An 18900-nucleotide genomic window follows, 5' to 3' on the forward strand; every position below is an offset into this window, starting at 1 on the left:
GTAAGGGGCTAACGCAGTGCCGCACAGAGTCTTGGTTTTGCTGGCCGCGATGGCCTGGGCCAGCAGCGCGGCTGCGCAAGAGGTGCGGCTGGTCGCAGAAACTGCACGTGATGCGCTCAGCGAAGCTTCTCTTCTACGGCAACTGGACGATGATGCCGTTCCGCAAGACTTTATTGCGGCGGCCCGTGCAGATTACCGCCGTCTACTGACAGCGCTTTATGCGGAAGGGTATTTCGGCGGCACAATTTCAATCACAATTGATGGGGCTGAGGCGGCAAATCTTTCGCCGCTCGCTGCGCCATCAGTGATCAACAGCGTCGTCATCACCGTTGACAGCGGCCCAAAGTTCACTTTTGGAACTGCCAGTATTACCCCACTTCCACCTACTGCGACCCTGCCGGAAGAGTTTTCGCCGGGCCGCACTGCCGCATCAAACCGAATTCAAAGTGCCGTCGGTGCTGGCCTACGCAGTTGGCGCGACCAAGGCTTCGCCAAGGTGCGGGTGGCGGGCCAACAAGTCGTCGCGCGTCATGACGATAGCCGGCTGGATGTGACCGTGAATATCGAGACCGGCCCGCGGCTGACATTCGGCCCGCTGACGATCCGCGGCAATGACGATGTGCGCACTGAACGGATTCGGGAGATTGCCGGCCTGCCCACGGGTGAGGTTTATTCACCTGCCGCGATGGAGGCGGCAGAGCGGCGATTGCGGCGCACGGGGGCCTTTGACAGCGTGGCCTTCACGGAAAGCGATACGATTGGCCCCAACAATACGCTGCCCATCAGTGCGCAAGTGGTCGAATCCAAGCCGCGCCGGATCGGTTTTGGTTTGGAATTGTCCTCTATCGAAGGTTTGACTGTGTCTTCTTTTTGGCTGCATCGCAATCTGCTTGGCGGGGCAGAACGGTTGCGTATTGACGGAGAGGTGGCAGGCATCAACGGCGAAACCGGTGGTATCGACTATTCTCTGCGGGGCAAATTCACACGACCCGCGACCTTCGGAGCCGACACGGAATACTTCTTGTCAGGTGAGATTTCCCGCGAGGATGAACCGGATTACCTGCTTGACAAGATCGCGGTCGAAACCGGCTTCACCCGGATTATCAATGATGATCTGACTGTGCAGGTTGGTGTGGGCCTCCTGCGGGCCCGCGAGGAAAGCGATGTTGGCAACCGCGAATACACATTGTTGACCCTGCCGCTGAAAGCGACGCTGGACCGGCGGGATAATGAAACAAATGCAAAAGACGGCTACTATGTCGACGTCTCTACCACGCCCTTCATCAGCATCGACGGTGAGATCACAGGGGTCCGGCTATTCACTGATGCCAGGACCTATTACACGTTTGGCGAACACTTGACCCTCGCTGCGCGTGGGCAGCTGGGCAGCGTTGTGGGACCGGATTTGGATGAAGCTCCGGCCGACTTTCTGTTTTATTCCGGTGGTGGCGGCACAGTCCGGGGGCAACCCTATCAATCGCTGGGTATCGACAGGGTATCTGGAACCGAGACAGTCAGCACCGGTGGCGCATCCTTTGCCGGTGCCCAGCTAGAGGCACGTTTTGGTCTACGTGACCGGCTGTCGCTGGTGGGCTTTTACGACGCCGGTTACGTGGGTGAAACAGCAACGCCGCTCGACGATGGGGATTGGCACGCTGGTGCCGGGATCGGTCTGCGCTATGAAACCGGCATTGGCCCGATCCGCCTGGATATCGGGACCCCGGCCAGCGGCGACAACGCAGGCGAACGGGTCGAGGTTTACATCGGGATCGGACAAGCGTTTTGAGACATCTGATCTGGATCATCACTTTACTGTTTGCCCCGTTTCTGGCTCATGCCCAGCAAACACAGGAGGAAGAGGATCAAAGCTACATCGCCTCCCTGATCGAGGATAACCTGTCAGGTGTCAGTCGCGAGGTGAACATCATTGGTTTCGAAGGCGCGCTGAGCTCCGAAGCCACGATTGACGTGCTGACGATCGCCGATGCCGAAGGTGTGTGGCTGACGCTGGAAGATATTACCCTGATCTGGACGCGCAGCGCGCTTTTGCGCGGGGCCATTGACGTGGATGAAATCAGTGCCGAACGGATCGTCGTATCGCGCCCACCTGTGTCTGAAGACACCGGACCATCACCCGAGGCGCAGCCATTTTCCCTGCCCGAACTGCCGGTTAGCGTGTCGCTGCAGCAATTGCAGATCGGTCGCATTGAACTGGGCGAGGCATTTCTGGGCGAACCCATCGCCATTAGCCTGCGGGGCACGGCCGAACTCAGCGGCGGGGAGGGGTCCGCCAATGTGGTTGCCGAACGGCTGGGCGACAAGCGCGGTATCTTTGAAATTGATGGCAGCTATGTCAACGAAACAAGGGTTCTGGGCCTGCTTTTGAACCTTGAAGAGGGGCCAGATGGCATTGCCGCACGCATCCTTGATCTACCCGGGCGACCCGCCATCGGGCTACGCATCGAAGGCGATGCGCCGCTTGATGATTTTGCGGCGACACTGGCGATCTCCACCGCAGGCGAAGACCGTCTGACCGGCGATTTCATTCTCACAAATGATGGGGCGGAACGTCTGGTCACATTGGATGTCGGCGGTGACATTACACCGCTTTTCGATCCCGCCTATCAAAGCTTTTTCGGCAATGACGCGCAGCTTTACGTAGAAGCGCGCCAGACCAATGATGGGCGCATTGATGTTTCCGCGCTTAGTTTAGAATCGCAGCGGCTGAACCTGTCCGGTGCACTGCAGGTGGGCGCACAGGGTTGGCCAGAACGCATTCGCCTGTCGGGCGGCATCGTCAGGGGCAGCGAACCGGTGCTTTTGCCCATTGCCGGTCCGGAAACTTTTGTCAGCAGTATGCGACTGGCAATCAATTATGACGGTAGTCTGTCCGATGACTGGACCGCAAAAATCACTGTTGATGACCTCGACCGGCCCGGCCTGTTCATCGACGAACTCGGGCTTGAGGGCGGTGGTGTTCTGCGCAATGGCGAAGGCGATCAGGAAGGACTTGTGACCGCCACCCTGAACTATGGTGCGCGGGGTCTGGAACTGGACGATGCTGGCGCTGCACAGGCGCTGGGCGATGCTGTTACCGGCACGTTTGAGGCATCGCGCGTCGAAGGCGAGCCCACTGAAATAACGCGCTTTGCCCTCAGCGGAGCCGGCATTGAAGCCCGCGCGCAGGCCACAATACAGGGCCCCAGCGACGGATTGCAGACCAACGCCACGGCCACGGTCAACGTTGCTGGTTTGGGTCGTTTTTCGACCCTGATCGGGCAAGAGATCGGCGGTGCGGCAGAACTGACCGGCCTGGCTGACGTCACCCCGCTCGACGGTTTATTCGCCGTGACCATCGCAGGACGGACCGAAAATCTCAGCGTTGGTATCCCGCAGGCTGATGCGGTGCTTGCCGGGGCAGGCAGCCTGTCGGCCAGTGCGGTCCGCGATGCGGATGGAACAAGGCTGGAAAGCCTTCTGATCCGCACTGACGCAGCACAGATCACCGCCCGCGCTGCCCTTACCAGCGATGGCAGCGATGCCGAATTCAGCGCCCGGCTCAATGACGTGGCAGTCGTGCTGCCCGAGCTTGACGGGCCAGCGCAGGTATCCGGCACCGTACAGGCCGCCGCAAATGGCGTGATCGACTTTGATATCGAGGGGACCGGGCCTGCCGCACAACTTGACGCACAAGGCACCGTTAATCCTTCGGAGGCGGGGCGAACCGTCAATGCAGCGCTCTCGGCCAGCGTAAGTGATCTGTCGCGCTATGCCGATCTGGCGCAGCGCCCGCTGAGCGGTGCCGCCCGCTTCACCCTGGGCGGCGTATTGCTGACCGAGGGCTTGCGCTTTGACGTGGATATTGCCGGGCAAACGAGGGATGTGACAACCGGCATCGACCGTTTGGATCCGTTCCTTGATGGTGTGGGCCAGTTTACCGCCGCAATCGCAAGACCGACCGCCGATATTTTTCAGGTGTCCGACCTGCTTTTGGTGACGCCTGCTGTGCGGGTGGCAGGTGACGCCAGTATCGACGGGCTTAGTCCGACAGGTGCTGATATCGATCTGCGGATCAACGACGCGGCCTTGATTAACCCATCATTGAACGGGCCGATCACTGTCCGAATTGACGGCGTGCCAACCGACGACGATGATTTGGCGGTGGACATTGCTGCAAACGGGCCGGGTGTCGACGTTACGCTGGATGCCACCATCGCCCGCTCGAATAACGCGGTCAGCGGTGATCTGACAGCACAGGTCGATGATCTTGCGGCCTATCAGGCGCTGATCGGGCAGCCGGTTTCCGGCAGTGTTGATCTGACAGCCAGCGGCTCTGTCGTGCCGGACCTGTCGCGGTTTGATACCAAAATCAATCTACGCAGCGAGAATCTGGCTATCGGGAACCCAACAGCAGATGTGCTGTTGCGCGGTACGGGGCGGGTGAACACAGAAATCGCTTTGAATGATGGCACACTATCGGTCACCACTTTGGAAGCAACGACGCCACAATTCTCGATCGTGGGGGCGCTGAACGGGCGCGCCGGGATCGGACAGGGACGGTTCAACGCGAGTTTGCGCGACGTTGGTGTGCTGACCGACCAGATCAGTGGGCCTATTCGGGCGCGGGGCGAGGCGACGCTGGACGATAACGGCAATTGGGGCATTGATGCCACCGGCACCGGACCTGGCGGACTGGCAGCCAATGTTGCCGGGCAGATCAGCCCGGACCTGCAACTAAACCTCGATATCGACGGGAACGCGCCATTGGCGTTGGCCAACACCGCGCTTGAGCCGCGACGGCTCAGCGGGACCGCCAATTTCGATCTGTCGGTCAATGGGCCGCCGCAGATCAGTTCACTGGGCGGGCAGATCGCCTTCACCAATGGCCGTCTAGCGGCCCCGACACTGGCACAGGCGCTGACGGATATCGGTGGGCAGATCGGGCTTCGGGATGGAAATGCGCAGATCGATATGCGCGCCAATGTTGAGGCCGGGGGTGGCGTGACCCTCGCTGGCCCTGTCAGTCTGACGGCCCCCAATAATGCCAGCATCACCGTCGCCCTGCGCGATGTGGTGCTGAAAGACCCCGAGCTTTATTCAAGCTCTGTCGCAGGGACGATCACGGTCAATGGACCGTTGCAGGGAGGCGCGCGTGTCGTTGGGCGGCTGGAACTGGGGCAGACGGATATTCAGGTACCATCTTCCAGCATCAGCACGCTGGGTGATCTGCCAGAGGTGCGCCATATCGGCCAATCCGCCGCTGTGCAAAGAACGCTGGCACGCGCCGGCGTGGATGGCGCAAGCGGCGGCAGCAGCGCGGACAGTCGGGCAGGTCCGCGACGCAGCTATCCATTGGACATCGTTATCAACGCACCTTCGCGTATTTTCATCCGGGGGCGCGGGCTTGACGCGGAACTTGGCGGGAGCCTCAGCATCACAGGCACCTCGAACAACGTGATCCCGGTGGGCCGATTCGAGCTTTTGCGCGGGAGGATCGACATCTTGCAGCAGCGGTTCGAACTGACCGAAGGCAGCGCAACCCTGCAAGGCGATTTCGATCCTTTCATCCGGTTGGTTGCGACGACCCAGACCGACAATGGCACAACAATCAACATCATTGTCGAAGGTCCCGCTGGCGAACCCGAGGTTCGTTTTGAATCCACGCCAGAACTGCCCCAGGATGAGGTGCTTTCACAACTGATCTTCGGGCGTGATCTCGATAGCATCAGCCCGCTGCAGGCTGTGCAGCTGGCCTCGGCGATCAGCACGCTGGCCGGGCGGGGCGGGGGCGCGGTGGATCGGCTCAGGCGCAATATTGGTTTGGATGATTTTGATGTCACGACCGATGAAGAAGGGGCCACAGCGCTGCGGGCAGGCAAATATCTGTCTGAAAATGTCTACACCGATGTGACCGTGACCAGCGAAGGCGGGACCGAGATCAACCTCAACCTGGATCTGACCAACGAGATCACGGCCAAGGGCAGTGTCGATCAGGAAGGCGATACCAGCATCGGGATATTCTTCGAGCGGGATTACTGACGACTGCACCACCTCCGCGTGAAACGGAGATTTTCTTCACACTTTCTGAACGAAAACCTGTCTAAAAGTTAGGTGGCGGTAACGTAACGCCTAGATTTCGCCCGATTTTATTGGTTTGGGCAGCCATTGAGTGGTGGGTAAAGAGTGCGCGGAAAGGCCGTCGATGGCGATCAGATCTTACACAGGATATCTTAACTCCGACCTGTTCGGATCCGAGAACCCATCCGGCACATTTGACCCTGCTGCCACCGACCCGATTGAAATCCTGATGGTCGATGGAACCGGCGATCTTGTGATTGAAGGCGACAGCGATGGCGGTTCCAATTCCACGGAGGATTCCGAGGATGCAGAGGGCGATCAGTTCGTCTTTGCCAGACAGTCGGACGGCACTGTTATCTTCAACGGTCAGACATTCTATCTGGAATCATCATTCACCTTCACCATCGCCGGTCAGACATTCACCGGCTACCATTTCGAGGAAGATTCTGGCGGCGGCAGCGCCGATTTCACAATCCTGCCACCAAACCTGCCAGCGGGCATCGCAACGGTCGGAACGGTCAATTTCACGCCAAACCCGGACGAGGTTCCTTACGCCGATCTGGTGTCGCAGGACGAGGTTATTGACGACGCGCCCTATTCCAACCTCGATCTGACAGGGGCGGATGAAATCTTTGCCGGGGCCGGTGATGACACTATCAACGCCGAAGGTGGCGATGATACGATCGACGGCGGCAGCGGCAACGACACGATCAACGCCGGTGGCGGTGCCGATACCGTTTATGGCGGTGCTGGCGATGATATCATCAACGGCGGCGACGGTGCTGATGTCATCCGGGGCGACTCAACGATCGATCCTGCCGAAATCAACACCGAAGGGACGGATTTCAGCACAATTCCAGACCCCAGCGGCAATGGCACAGCCATCGATGACGGCGACGACCTCAGTGGTGGCGTCAGCCTGGACACCGGCACAATGCAGGTCACACTCAGCTTTGCAGACGATGACCCAGGTACACCGGCTGCCGGATTTTCCTTCAACAACTCCGATACGCAATTCACCGATGGGCTGAACAACGGCGACGCGACCACCAACGACGCGATCTTGCTCAGCGGCAACGGAACCGGCGACACCTCAACCACGACAATATCGTTTTCGTCCAATGATCCGCTCGTCGATGACGAGGTGCAGAATGTCAATTTCCGCCTGAACGATATCGATGATTCCGGTTGGCGCGATATCGTCACAATCCGGGCGTTCAACGCAGATGGTAATCCGGTTGAGGTGACACTGACCGGCGGTGCCAACATGGTGCTGTCCGACACCGATGGCATTGCCGGCAACGACACGGCGACCGCTATTGATGGCAGCGGGAACAGCAATCCCGGCACGGCGGCAAGTTCTCTCTTGGTGGAAATCGCGGGGCCGGTTTCCTCGATCGAGATTTCCTATGGCAACCTCGAACCGGGCGGTCAGCGTATCGACCTGACCGAGATCTTCTTTGACACCGTCCCTTCCGATCTGGCCAGCAGCTTCGACGATATAATCGATGGCGGGGCTGGGGCCGACACGATTTTTGGCGAACAGGGCAGCGACACGATTTCCGGCGGAACCGGTGCTGACTTTATCGATGGTGGCGTTGGCGATGACGATATCGATGGCGGCGAAGATGGCGATACAATTGCCATCAGTTCCGGCACCGACACAATTGATGGTGGCACTGGCAGCGACACCTATGATGCGTCACAGGGCACATCGCTGGTCGGCGAAACGATCACTGTGAATGTCGATGATGACGGCAATGGCACTGTCATCAAATCCCTCGACGGCACCACCGACACAATTACCAGCGTCGAAACCTTCATCGCTGACGAGGCGCTGGAAGAGAATGACAGCATCACCCTGACCGCGTCCGGCCTGATGGCCGGCGATGTCAGCGGCATTGACGACACGGCTGTTGGTGTGTTCCTGCCCAAGGATGGTAGCGCCCCGATCTCATTCGGTGGACCGGGCGAGCCGACATTCAGCCAGATGCTGGCTGGCGATAACGGGATCGACCGTGGCCCGGCAGGGCAATATCAGATCAGCAGCGGGGATGAGGACGGGCAGGTCGGCAATATCGCCTTCCAGAACTTCGAAAACATCGACTTTTCCATTGTCTGTTTTGCTGATGGGACATTGATCCGGACGGCTGATGGGTTGTGCCCCGTCGAAACCCTGCAAGTGGGCGACCTTGTCGAAACCTGCGACCATGGCCAGCAGCCGATCCGCTGGATCGGGCATGAAAAGCTTGGGTCGACAACCCTTTCGAACAAACCCAATCTGCGCCCGATCCGGATCAGGGCCGGTGCGTTGGGCGATGGGATCCCGTCCCGTGATCTGGTCGTGTCGCCCCAGCACCGCATCCTTGTGAAATCCAAGGTGGCGATCCGGATGTTCGACACCAACGAAATCCTGATTCCGGCCAAGCACCTGCTTGAGGTGGAGGGAATCGAGATCGCCACGGACATCAAGAGTGTCACCTATTACCACATCATGTGCGACGACCATGAAATTGTAGAGGCTGATGGCGCCTTGGCCGAAACGCTCTACACCGGCCCCGAAGCCATGAAAGCGATGAGTCCGGACGCCAAACAGGAAATTCAGGAAATCTTTGGCGATGTGCCGATCATGAACCGACCACTTGCGCGCCTGACACCAAAGGGCAAGCACGCCAAGCATCTGGTCGCACGGCACATCAAAAATGCCAAGGTGCTGTTTTCAGAACAGGGCTGATCGCATCACCATATGCTGCCCCAATGGCACCAGAGCGCGCATTTATGTCGGTCGTCTTGTTGATCTGCTTCAGGCAGGTTGACGATTTTGGCTCTGCATCATAGCGAAGCTGGTCATCCGTTTACCGCCAAGACCTTTTCGGCCTCGTGATAGGGGCACGCCACCAGATGTGACCCGCCAATATCCTCAAGCACCGGTTTCTCCTTTGAACAGGACGGTTGCACCTTGGGGCAGCGCGTGCGGAACACACAGCCCGATGGCGGGGCCAGCGGCGAAGGCAATTCGCCTTCAAGAATGGGCCGGGGGCGGGCGCGTTCCAGCACCGGATCCGGGATCGGCACCGATGAAATCAGCGCCTGGCTATAAGGATGCTCTGGTGCGGTTGTCAGTTTTTCGCTGTCGGCCAGTTCCATCACGCGGCCCAGATACAGCACCAGCGTGCGGTCGCTGATATGTTTCACCACACTCAGGTCGTGGGCGATGAAAATCATCGACAGCCCCATATCTCGCTGTAATTCCATCAACAAATTGATGACCTGCGCTTGCACCGAAACATCCAGCGCCGATACCGGCTCATCACAAATCACTAGTTTCGGGTTCAGGATCAGCGCCCGCGCGATCCCGATCCGCTGGCACTGCCCGCCTGAAAACTCATGCGGATAGCGGTTGATCAAATTGGGCAACAGCCCAACCCGTTCCATCAACTGACCCACTCGGGCCTTCACCTCTTTGCGGGGCGTGTTGGGTTCATGGGTGATCAGCGGCTCGGCAATGATCTCCCCCACGGTCATGCGCGGGTTCAGCGCAGCCAGCGGGTCCTGAAAGATCATCTGCACGTCGCGCCTGTGCACGCGGCGTTGGCGCGGGTCCATATTGGCAAGGTCGTGGCCTTCAAACATGATGTTGCCGCCCGATGACGGGATGGTGCCCACAATGGCGCGGGCAATGGTCGATTTCCCGGACCCGGATTCGCCAACGATACCAAGGCATTCACCCGCTTGCAGATCGAACGACACCTCTGACACGGCATGCAGCTTGCGCGGCGGTGTCCATGGCCATGATCCGGGGCGGCGCACGTCGAAGGTGACCGAAAGATCGCGAACAGACAGGATCGGGGACATCACGCGACCTCCTTGACAGGCAGATGGCAGGCACGACGACGGTCGTCCACCTGTTCAAGCGCCGGGCGATCCGCGCGGCAGTGATCCAGAACCTGCGCGCAGCGCGGCGAAAACGGACATCCCACCGGTAGATGAGACATATCCGGCGGCTCACCGGCAATCACCGCCAATGTGGCATCAGCACGGTCCAGACGCGGCACAGCCTTAAGCAGACCCTTGGTATAAGGATGGGTCGGCTTGGCGAATACGTCGTCCGTCGGTCCCTCTTCCATGATCTGGCCGCCATACATGACAAGTGTCCTGTCACAAAACCCCGCCACAACGCCGAGGTCATGGGTGATCAGGATCACGGCGGTGCCGAATTCAGTTCGGATATCGCTCAGCACCTGCATAATCTGCGCCTGCACGGTCACATCCAGCGCTGTCGTCGGTTCATCGGCGATCAGTAGACGTGGCTGACACAGAAGCGACATGGCAATCATGATCCGCTGGCGCATACCGCCGGAAAACTCATGCGGAAACATGGTGACCCTCGCCCGCGCATCGGGAATGCGAACGACGTCCAGCATGCGAACCGCTTCGGTCACGGCTTCTGATTTGCTGATCCCCTTATGAAGTGTCAGAACCTCGGCCATCTGGTCACTGACGCGCAAATAGGGGTTCAGCGATGTCATCGGATCCTGAAAGATCATCGCGATATCGCGGCTGCGGATCTTGTTCAGCGTGCGCTGGTTCATCGCCAACAGATCGGCCCCGTCAAACTTGGCCGTGCCGGTGGCGCGGCCGTTTTTGGCCAAGAGTCCCATCGCGGCAAAGGCGGTCTGGCTTTTACCCGATCCGGATTCCCCAACAATGGCGAGGGTTTCGCCCTTGTCGATATCGAAACTCAGCCCGTTGACCGCGTTCACATCCCCGTCGGCGGTCGTAAACGTGACCGCGAGGTTTTCGATTTCAAGAAGTGGCATGTTCAACGATCCTTGGGGTCGAGCGCATCACGCAAACCGTCGCCAACAAAGAAGAAGGCAAAGATGGTGAGGACAAAGAAGAAAAGCGGATAGGCGATCTGCCAGTAATATCCGAACTGCATGGTGCGCGACCCTTCGTTGATCAGCGCGCCCAGTGATGTATTGGGTTCCTGCACCCCAAGGCCCAGAAAGCTGATGAAGCTTTCAAAGATGATCATGCTGGGCACCAGCAGCGTGGCGTAGACAATCACGATCCCAAGCAGGTTGGGCACGATGTGGCGCAGGATGATCTTGGTGGGCCTGACACCAGTGGCGACTGCCACCTCCACGAATTCCTTGTTCTTGATCGTCAGCGTCTGGCCGCGTGCAATCCGCGCCATATCCAGCCAGGAAATCAGGCCGATCCCCAGAAACAGCATGAAAATCGACCGCCCAAAGATGACCAGCATCAGGATCAGCACAAACATGAACGGGATCGACATCAGCACATCGACAACGCGCATCATGCCGCCATCAATCCGGCCGCCAAAGTAACCGGCAGTCGCGCCGTAAAGCGTGCCGACAATCACCGCCACCATCGCGCCGACGATCCCCACCATTAATGAAATGCCGGTGCCCTGTACGGTTCGAGCAAACAGGTCGCGCCCATTGCTGTCGGTCCCGAAATAGTGGCCGGTCTCTATTGAGGGGACCCCCTTGTATGCATTACTGCCGATCAGGGTAAAATCCACGAAATCACGCTCGTACTGGGCAAAGAACTGTCCGAACAAGGCAAAACACCCGACAAAACCCAGAACGATCAGTGATACGACCGCCGCCTTGTTGCGGAAAAATCGGGTACGGGCGTCGGCCCATAGTGACCGGCCCTTGACCTCGGCCAGCTGTGCGGCCTCGCCAACACCTTCAACGGCTGCTCTGTTGGGAAACATGATCTGACCCCCTTAGTAACGGATCTTGGGGTCGATCCACGCATAAAGGATATCGACCACAAGGTTGAACAGGATTGTCAGGGTGCCCACCAGAATGGTGATCCCCATAATGACCGAATAATCGCGGTTGAAGGCAGAGTTCACAAAGAACTGCCCGATCCCGCCGGTCGAGAAAAACACATCAATCACAACCGAACCGGTGATCATGCCCACAAACGCAGGTCCCAGATAAGACAGGACAGGCAGCATCGTGGGTTTCATCGCATGACGCCAGATCACGCGGCGCATCGGCAGGCCCTTGGCGCGGGCTGTGCGGATAAAGTTGGTGTTCAACACCTCCAGCATCGACGACCGGGTGATCCGGGCGATGGAGGCCATGTAGGATGTGGACAGTGCGATCACCGGCAGGACCAGATATTCCCATTGCCCGCCGTTCCAGCCCCCGCCGGGCAGCCAGCCAAGCCAGAGGGTGAAGATGAGCAACAGGATCGGGGCCATGACGAAGTTCGGCAGCACCTGCGCGCCGACCGAAATGCCAACAGCCAGATAGTCCAGCCAGGAGTTCTGGCGGATCGCTGCCGCAACGCCCAGCGATACCCCGATGGTTACGGCGACAACAAATGACCAAAACCCATATGTCAGCGTCACAGGGAAACCCTGTGCGATGATGTCATTTACGCTGCGATCCTTGTATTGAAACGATGGTCCAAAATCGAAGCTCGACACAACGCCCCAAACATAGTTGGCGATCTGCTGCCAGAACGGTTGGTCCAGCCCGTATTTGGCCTCGATATTGGCCAACACTTCAGGCGGCAACGGACGTTCCGAATTGAAGGGGCCACCGGGGGCCGCGTACATCAGGATGAACGAAAGGATGACCAGCACCAACAGGGTCGGGATGGCCACGGCAAGGCGGCGAACGACAAAGCTAAACATATGTCAGGGGTCCACAAATTTTGGCAATTGTGAAGAAATGTGCCGCGCCCCAGTTCAGGGGCGCGGCATGATTATCCAGTGGGTTTACTCACCAGCGATCTTGTAAAGGTCGCGTGAATACCAGTTTTGCTGGAAGTTGTTGTAAGGCCAGCCTTCAAGGTTCTCGTTGAACATCTTGACAGCGGCATAGTGATAGATCGGAATGATCGGTACTTCTTCAGCGATGATCTGTTCAACCTGTTCGTAAAGCGCCTGCGGGTTGTCGGACGTTTTCGCCTCTGCCAGCATCGCGTCAACTTCGGCATTGTTGTACTTGGCATCGTTGTAGCCGGAATTGGACTGCATCAGATCAAGGAAGGTCGATGCTTCGTTGTAGTCGGCACACCAGCCAGCACGGGCAATTTCATAGTCCTGATTGCCGCGTGTTTCGAGGAATGTCTGCCATTCCTGATTGGCCAGCTCGGTATCGACACCGAGTGTCTGCTTCCACATCTGGCTGATCGCGATAGCGACCGATTTGTGCGCCTCGGACGTGTTGTAGATAAGGTTCACCGAGAGCGGATTGTCGGGGCCATACCCGGCCTCTGCCATCAATTCCTTGGCCCGCGCGTCGCGTTCGGCCTGATCCATCGTGGCGATGGGTGTTTCGGGTGTCTCGAACCCGGCGGTCGCCCAATGGGTAAAGGTGTATGCCGCTTTCTGACCACCGGCCAGCACGTTATCCACGATCACATCGCGGTTCACGGCCAGTGACAGCGCCTGACGAACTTTGGGATCCAGCAAAGCGGGGTTGGAATTCTCACCTGTCAGGTTGATCGTGTAGTAGTAGGAACAGGCCAACGGTACAGAAACGGCCTGATCAGGATATTCTTCTGCCAAACGCGGGAATTGGCCCGCAGGGACATCCGTCCGGTCCAGTTCGCCTGCCAGATACCGGGTCAGGGCCACGTTTTCATCAGGGATCACGAGGCGGACAACCTTTTCAATGATCGTGTTTTCATTGTCCCAGTACATTTCGTTGCGTTCCCGCACCATGCGTTCCTGCGGCACAAACTCGGTCAGCACATAGGCACCGTTCGACACCATGTTGCCGGGTTGGGTCCAGTCATCACCATGTTCTTCAATGGTGGCCTGATGCACGGGGAAGGTAGTGAAATGCGTGACCATCTGCGGGAAATAGGGCAGTGGCTGGCTCAGCTTGACCTCAAGCGTGGTGTCGTCGATGGCGGTCACGCCCAGTTCGGATGGCTCCATCTCACCAGCGATGACCGCGGCGGCGTTTTCAATCGACATCAGCTCGATATACCAGCTGTAGGGCGATGCCAGTTCCGGAGACGCGGCGCGCTTCCACGCAAATTCAAAATCGCCAGCGACAACCGGGTCGCCATTGGACCACTTCGCATTGTCGCGCAGGGTGAAGGTGTATGTCAGGTTGTCGTCGCTGACCTCAAAACCGGTTGCGACTCCCGCAACAAGGTTACCATCGGCGTCCTGGTTCATCAGGCCTTCGAACAGGTCACGCAGAATATCGCTGCCAGCGCTGTCTTCGGCGACGCCGGGATCAATGGATGGGCTTTCATCCAGATCGCGATAGGTGAAGGTCTGATCAGAGGCGAGAACCTCGCCGGTTTCGGGGTGCGTGGCGTGGCCATCCGCATAAACCGCACCGCCTGTCGCAATGAGGAATGCAGCGGAGGTCGCCATCAGTCTTGTTTTCAATGTCATGAAAATCTCCCTTGTTTTTACACCGTTGACCGGTGCAATTTTCGGTTTCGTCGCGCGCTGGTTGCGCGGATGCAGGTATCTTTTGATTAGTTAACGGAAATGGCAAGGCCTATCGGAGATTGACGCTAGGACAATTGTTTGCGGCGGGGGTGAACCCGGAACATGCGCAAGATGTGGATAGTTTTTCGCCGATCCGCAAAATTATGTGACTTTGGACACAGACACCCGTTGCTGCTTTGATTCGTCGGGTGATGGCGATCCGGCGTTTTCAGGCTTATCTGTCGCGTGTCAAACATGGGAAATGATGATGACAGAACTGGCCTTGGAGACCCGCGAAGGATTGCCTGATGCCCTGCGAGTGCTTCTGGAAGACTACCCGCGCGAGGCGTGGGAAGCTGACCCCGGCTTTGACGGGTTGATCCGGTTCTGGCTTGACCGCCATCTGATGTTTCGCCGCCTGATGGATGAAATGCGCAGCAGCACCGAAGCATTGATTGATCACCGCCAGGACCCTGAACGATATAGGGTCATGGTGTCCCGCTATGGCGGCATGTTCGTGAATGGCCTGCACGAACACCACACAATCGAAGACACCTATTACTTCCCCAAACTGTCCCAGCGCGACACGCGGATCAGCCGCGGTTTTGACATACTGGACAGCGATCATCACGCCATCGACGGATACTTGAACTCGTTTGTAGAACAGGCGAATACCGTGATTTCAAAGGCAGAGGAACGGTCCGCGTTGCAGACCGCCGCGGGGGCGTTCCAGGCCCAACTGTCCACGATGGAGCGGCTCTTGAACCGGCATCTTTTGGATGAGGAAGAGCTGATTGTTCCCGTGATCCTGAAATACGGCACTGTTGGGTTGGGCTAGGCCTGTTTCGAGATTTGCACCGCCAGAATGCCGCCCGCTATGACCGCTACGCCCACCACATCAAGAAAACCGATCCGCTCGCCCAACAAGACCGCCGCGATGGCCACGCCGAAGAACGGGTTGAGAAAGTGGAAAGTTGATGCGCGCACCGCCCCGATGCGCCGCACAAGCAAAAACCACACCAGCGTCGCCGCCAGCCCCGGCACCAAGGTGGTGTAGGTAAAAGCGACGATCAACTGCCAGTTCCACGTGACCACCAATGTTTCAAACGCAAGTGCCGGTGCCCACAACAACGCGCTGCCCACCAGCATCTGCAGACCCACGATCATCAGGACATTCCCTCCGGAAGAGGCCCCTAGCACCGCCATCGTCGCCACGGTCAGTGACACCACACCTATGACACACAGCACCAGACCGTAGATATCGACGCCACCCTGAATGCGTGCACCCATGATCAGGGTCACACCGATCAGGCCGGCGATCAGCCCCGCGATCCCCAACGCTTTGACTTTGGTGCCAAAAATCAGCCAACCAGCAAGCGCCACCAGCAGTGGCATGGTTGACGCGATGATGGCAGCCAGCGATGCCGCAATCGTCTGCATCGCAACAAAGTTGAGGCCCAGATAAAGCGCGTTCTGGCAAACGCCAAAGATCACGACGCCCATCCACTGCTTGCGGCTCAGCCGTGCGGATTGGCCCAGCAGAAAGGCGATCCCGACGCCAATCAGCCCCGAAATGAGAAACCGCAGCGCCAATGCCGTCAGCGGCGGGGCATATTCCACGATCACCCGCGCCGATGTAAAGGCCGAGGACCACATCAGCGCAAAGGCCAACCCCATGATGATCGCTTTGATGTCCATGGCCCCGCCTAACGCGCTTTTGCCACCGACGGAAAGCAGAGATGCAGCCGCAGCGCGACGCAACGTTCGGTGGTGTTGCCAGAGAGGCACCGCGCGCTGAATGCCAAAAACTGGCGAATCATACGTTAATGCACGGTTTTGCGAGGGTTTTGGGTGGTCGGATACGCGTCGGCAAAACGTCGAACTTTTGTCGGACCCCGAGGGCAGAATTTGCACGATTAATCCAGCGTGCGGCGCAAAGACGAACACACCGTTAAGGTTTCACGAGCGTCATTGTGAGTTTTGCAGATACAAATTCGATGCCGGAAACCAGACTTCATATCCATGGAACCGAACCAAACCGATGCGAATTCCACGGCGCCTTTGCAGATTTTAAGGAGCCTCCGACCGAGTGCTCCGGTTGTCCAAACACAGGCGGATTTTTCCATCGGGTTTCCTGACTCAACATCGAGCACTTCTCACCCAAAAGGTTCGTTGAGCAGGACAGAGCAGAACTTACCCGAGCTAGTGTGAATGGCGGGCTTCGCGTGCTGCATGAAAACCGATTGCCTAGAACAGTAACACGCGAGCGAAGAAATCTCTGATCTCTGTGCCTCCTGTGATTGGGGTCACCAAAGACACGTATTGATCCGGTCTAGTAACAATGACCGCACCCAGGTTTCGATTGATCCCGCGCATGTCAAAAATGTCACCCACTTCTTGGGCTGGGCAAAAAACTTTCTCGTAGTCGGTGAGGCCCAGTGACCCTTTTCGAGGACGCAGTAGATCTGGCAGTTTGGAGATATCCATGTCTCGGTGAGAGGCCTGAAAGACTGCACGGACATCGATCACTGCGTCGATATCGGCATCCTTTTGCGACACTCGCTCCAACAACGCTGTTAGGTCTGCACACAAAGCGGCCGCAGGACCATTCGTGTCGCCTTCATCCGTCCTTGGCGTAAAGATGATGATCCGCCAGCGCCCATCGGCTTTCAAACTATGTCCCAACTGCATTGGTTTCGCATCAGCAAGCCTGATGACAGGCCCGGAGTGGAAACGCTTACCAACAGGGTAACCTGTCGCCAATTCCTGATGGCGCGTATCCCCCCTGATCAACGATGCATCATAGCAGGTCTCAACGCCCGCCGTATAACGCCCATGCTTTTTGAAATATGCTTGGAATTGGGCTGCATCATCTTTGGTCTCAGGCTTCGCGCTAAACAGACGCGCCATGTCGCGGTCAAAATCGATCAATTCTTGCGCTTTAGCGCGGCGTTCTGTGGAGTAGGTGTCCAGCAATTCAACAGGCGATTGGCCGCGAAGAACAGCGGCCAGTTTCCAACCCAGATTGAAGGCATCGGCCATTGAGACATTCATGCCTTGTCCCGCCTTAGGGCTGTGTGTGTGACAGGCATCACCAGCGATGAATATTCGAGGTGATTTTGCTCCTCGTTCCGCGTCGGCAACATCATCAAAGGCGTCACAAACACGTTGGCCAATCTCGTATGCCGACCACCAGGCGACTTGCGCTACATCAAAGTCAAAAGGGAAAAGGATCTTACGCGCCTTTTCGATTAACCGGTCCGATGTGACACCTCGATCAGCGGCTCGCTCATCAGGCCCTAGCTCATCGAGTTCGATATACAGGCGAACCAGATAGCCGCCTTCGCGGGGAATAATCAGGATGCTCCCCTGATCCGCAGATTGGATTGCACATTTTAATCTGATGTCGGGGAAACTGGTTTTGCATAGAACATCCATCACGCCCCAAAGCTGTCGCGCGGATTTTCCCTTAAGAGCAAGGCCCAGTTCGGACCGCACTTTGCTGCGTGCGCCGTCGCAACCTACGACATATTTCGCCCGAATGGTTTCAGTACCCTCCGGCCCATTCGAACAGGCTACTGTTGCTTCAATTGGAAAGTCGCGGTCGTCCGCTCGTGTCAGGGTGACCAATTCTCTGTGGTAGTCCGGAACAAGGCGGATCGGCGATTTGGCCATGTTCTCAAGGTAAAAGTCATGAACTCGGGCTTGACTTAGAATGATGTGCGGCATCTCCGAAAGATCATCTCCCACATCCTGAATGCGGTCAGCGCGGACAAGTGGTGCCCCGTTTGCGCCGGGTCGCCAAAAGCTCACCTCATTGACGTGATAACCTTCCTTGATCACGCGCTCCGCAAAACCAAACGCCTCGAACATCTCGACAGAGCGGCAGGCGATTCCATCCGCCTGACCAAATTCCAGGGGGCCAGATTTGCGCTCGATTATACGCACCGAGATGTCCCCAAAAGCACTGAGTTGTGTCGCCAGCGTCAATCCAGCAGGTCCACAGCCAATGATGAGTACATCGGTGGTTTCCTTCGCCGTGGTTGAACTGGCGGAGGCAATTGACGGGTCTCCGGTGCGGAAGCCATTAAGATGATACTGCATGCGCAATCCTATTACGTCGATCAGCGTTCTTAAAGTGGGGTCACTTCAATTGAATATGGCGAACCTTTGTGTCAACGCGATCAGGTGCAACATCGTGCGCCAGAATCGCCAGTTGGAAAATGCACGGAATTGGACATGGTGGGTTCAATCTGGTCATTAGCGGCGCACGCAACATCCGCTGATCAAGTGAGCGTATGACGTGAGGTTCGATGTCATCTGACGTCTCACAACTCACAATCGGCAAACAAAAAAGGCCGCCTGTTCAGGCG

11 protein-coding genes are annotated in these 18900 nt (G+C 57.7%); 4 read left to right on the plus strand and 7 right to left on the minus strand.

Translation table 11 applies throughout. The features are described 5' to 3' along the window. Positions 1-49: 49 nt before the first annotated feature. The 3 genes from ACFWW4_RS14380 to ACFWW4_RS14390 all read left to right on the plus strand — a co-directional run bounded on the left by ACFWW4_RS14380 (position 50) and on the right by ACFWW4_RS14390 (position 8812). Positions 50-1786: an autotransporter assembly complex protein TamA gene (locus ACFWW4_RS14380; RefSeq protein ID WP_411891545.1), complete on the plus strand. Its 1737-nt coding sequence runs from the start codon at positions 50-52 to the stop codon at positions 1784-1786. Then, positions 1783-6039 (plus strand): translocation/assembly module TamB domain-containing protein, encoded by a 4257-nt coding sequence (locus tag ACFWW4_RS14385; protein ID WP_411891496.1) that lies wholly within the window; start codon positions 1783-1785, stop codon positions 6037-6039. Before ACFWW4_RS14380 ends, ACFWW4_RS14385 begins: the two co-directional genes overlap by 4 nt. A gap of 163 nt (positions 6040-6202) precedes the next feature. Next, positions 6203-8812, plus strand: a complete 2610-nt coding sequence (locus ACFWW4_RS14390) for a Hint domain-containing protein (RefSeq protein ID WP_411891497.1) — start codon at positions 6203-6205, stop codon at positions 8810-8812. 113 nt (positions 8813-8925) lie between these two features. Here ACFWW4_RS14390 and ACFWW4_RS14395 read toward each other — a convergent pair whose 3' ends face one another. From ACFWW4_RS14395 to ACFWW4_RS14415, 5 genes are all read right to left on the minus strand, one after another. Then, entirely contained in the window at positions 8926-9933 is a 1008-nt protein-coding gene (locus ACFWW4_RS14395; RefSeq protein WP_393933807.1) for an oligopeptide/dipeptide ABC transporter ATP-binding protein, read from the minus strand. After that, on the minus strand, positions 9933-10898 hold the full coding sequence (locus tag ACFWW4_RS14400) for an oligopeptide/dipeptide ABC transporter ATP-binding protein (protein WP_411891498.1): 966 nt from the start codon (positions 10896-10898) through the stop codon (positions 9933-9935). The genes ACFWW4_RS14395 and ACFWW4_RS14400 overlap by 1 nt, the downstream gene beginning before the upstream one ends. Before the next feature lie 2 nt (positions 10899-10900). Beyond that, the gene (locus tag ACFWW4_RS14405; RefSeq protein WP_411891499.1) at positions 10901-11827 is read right to left on the minus strand and encodes an ABC transporter permease subunit; all 927 of its coding nucleotides are present in this window, start codon (positions 11825-11827) and stop codon (positions 10901-10903) included. Between the two features lie 12 nt (positions 11828-11839). Then, positions 11840-12763, minus strand: coding sequence for an oligopeptide ABC transporter permease OppB (gene oppB, locus ACFWW4_RS14410; protein ID WP_393933814.1), 924 nt, complete (start codon positions 12761-12763; stop codon positions 11840-11842). Between the two features lie 84 nt (positions 12764-12847). Further along, positions 12848-14488: a peptide ABC transporter substrate-binding protein gene (locus ACFWW4_RS14415; RefSeq protein ID WP_411891500.1), complete on the minus strand. Its 1641-nt coding sequence runs from the start codon at positions 14486-14488 to the stop codon at positions 12848-12850. A 307-nt stretch (positions 14489-14795) separates the two neighbouring features. Between ACFWW4_RS14415 and ACFWW4_RS14420 the strand changes: the two genes are divergently transcribed. Beyond that, positions 14796-15365 (plus strand): hemerythrin domain-containing protein, encoded by a 570-nt coding sequence (locus ACFWW4_RS14420; protein WP_411891501.1) that lies wholly within the window; start codon positions 14796-14798, stop codon positions 15363-15365. On the opposite strand, the gene ACFWW4_RS14425 is transcribed toward ACFWW4_RS14420, so the two are convergent. Next, positions 15362-16225: a DMT family transporter gene (locus ACFWW4_RS14425; protein WP_411891502.1), complete on the minus strand. Its 864-nt coding sequence runs from the start codon at positions 16223-16225 to the stop codon at positions 15362-15364. The genes ACFWW4_RS14420 and ACFWW4_RS14425 overlap by 4 nt on opposite strands. 549 nt (positions 16226-16774) lie before the next feature. After that, positions 16775-18631, minus strand: coding sequence for an FAD-dependent monooxygenase (locus tag ACFWW4_RS14430; protein ID WP_411891503.1), 1857 nt, complete (start codon positions 18629-18631; stop codon positions 16775-16777). Positions 18632-18900: the final 269 nt, after the last annotated feature.

The organism is Yoonia sp. SDW83-1, from assembly GCF_046762885.1.
Taxonomy (GTDB): Bacteria; Pseudomonadota; Alphaproteobacteria; order Rhodobacterales; family Rhodobacteraceae; genus Yoonia.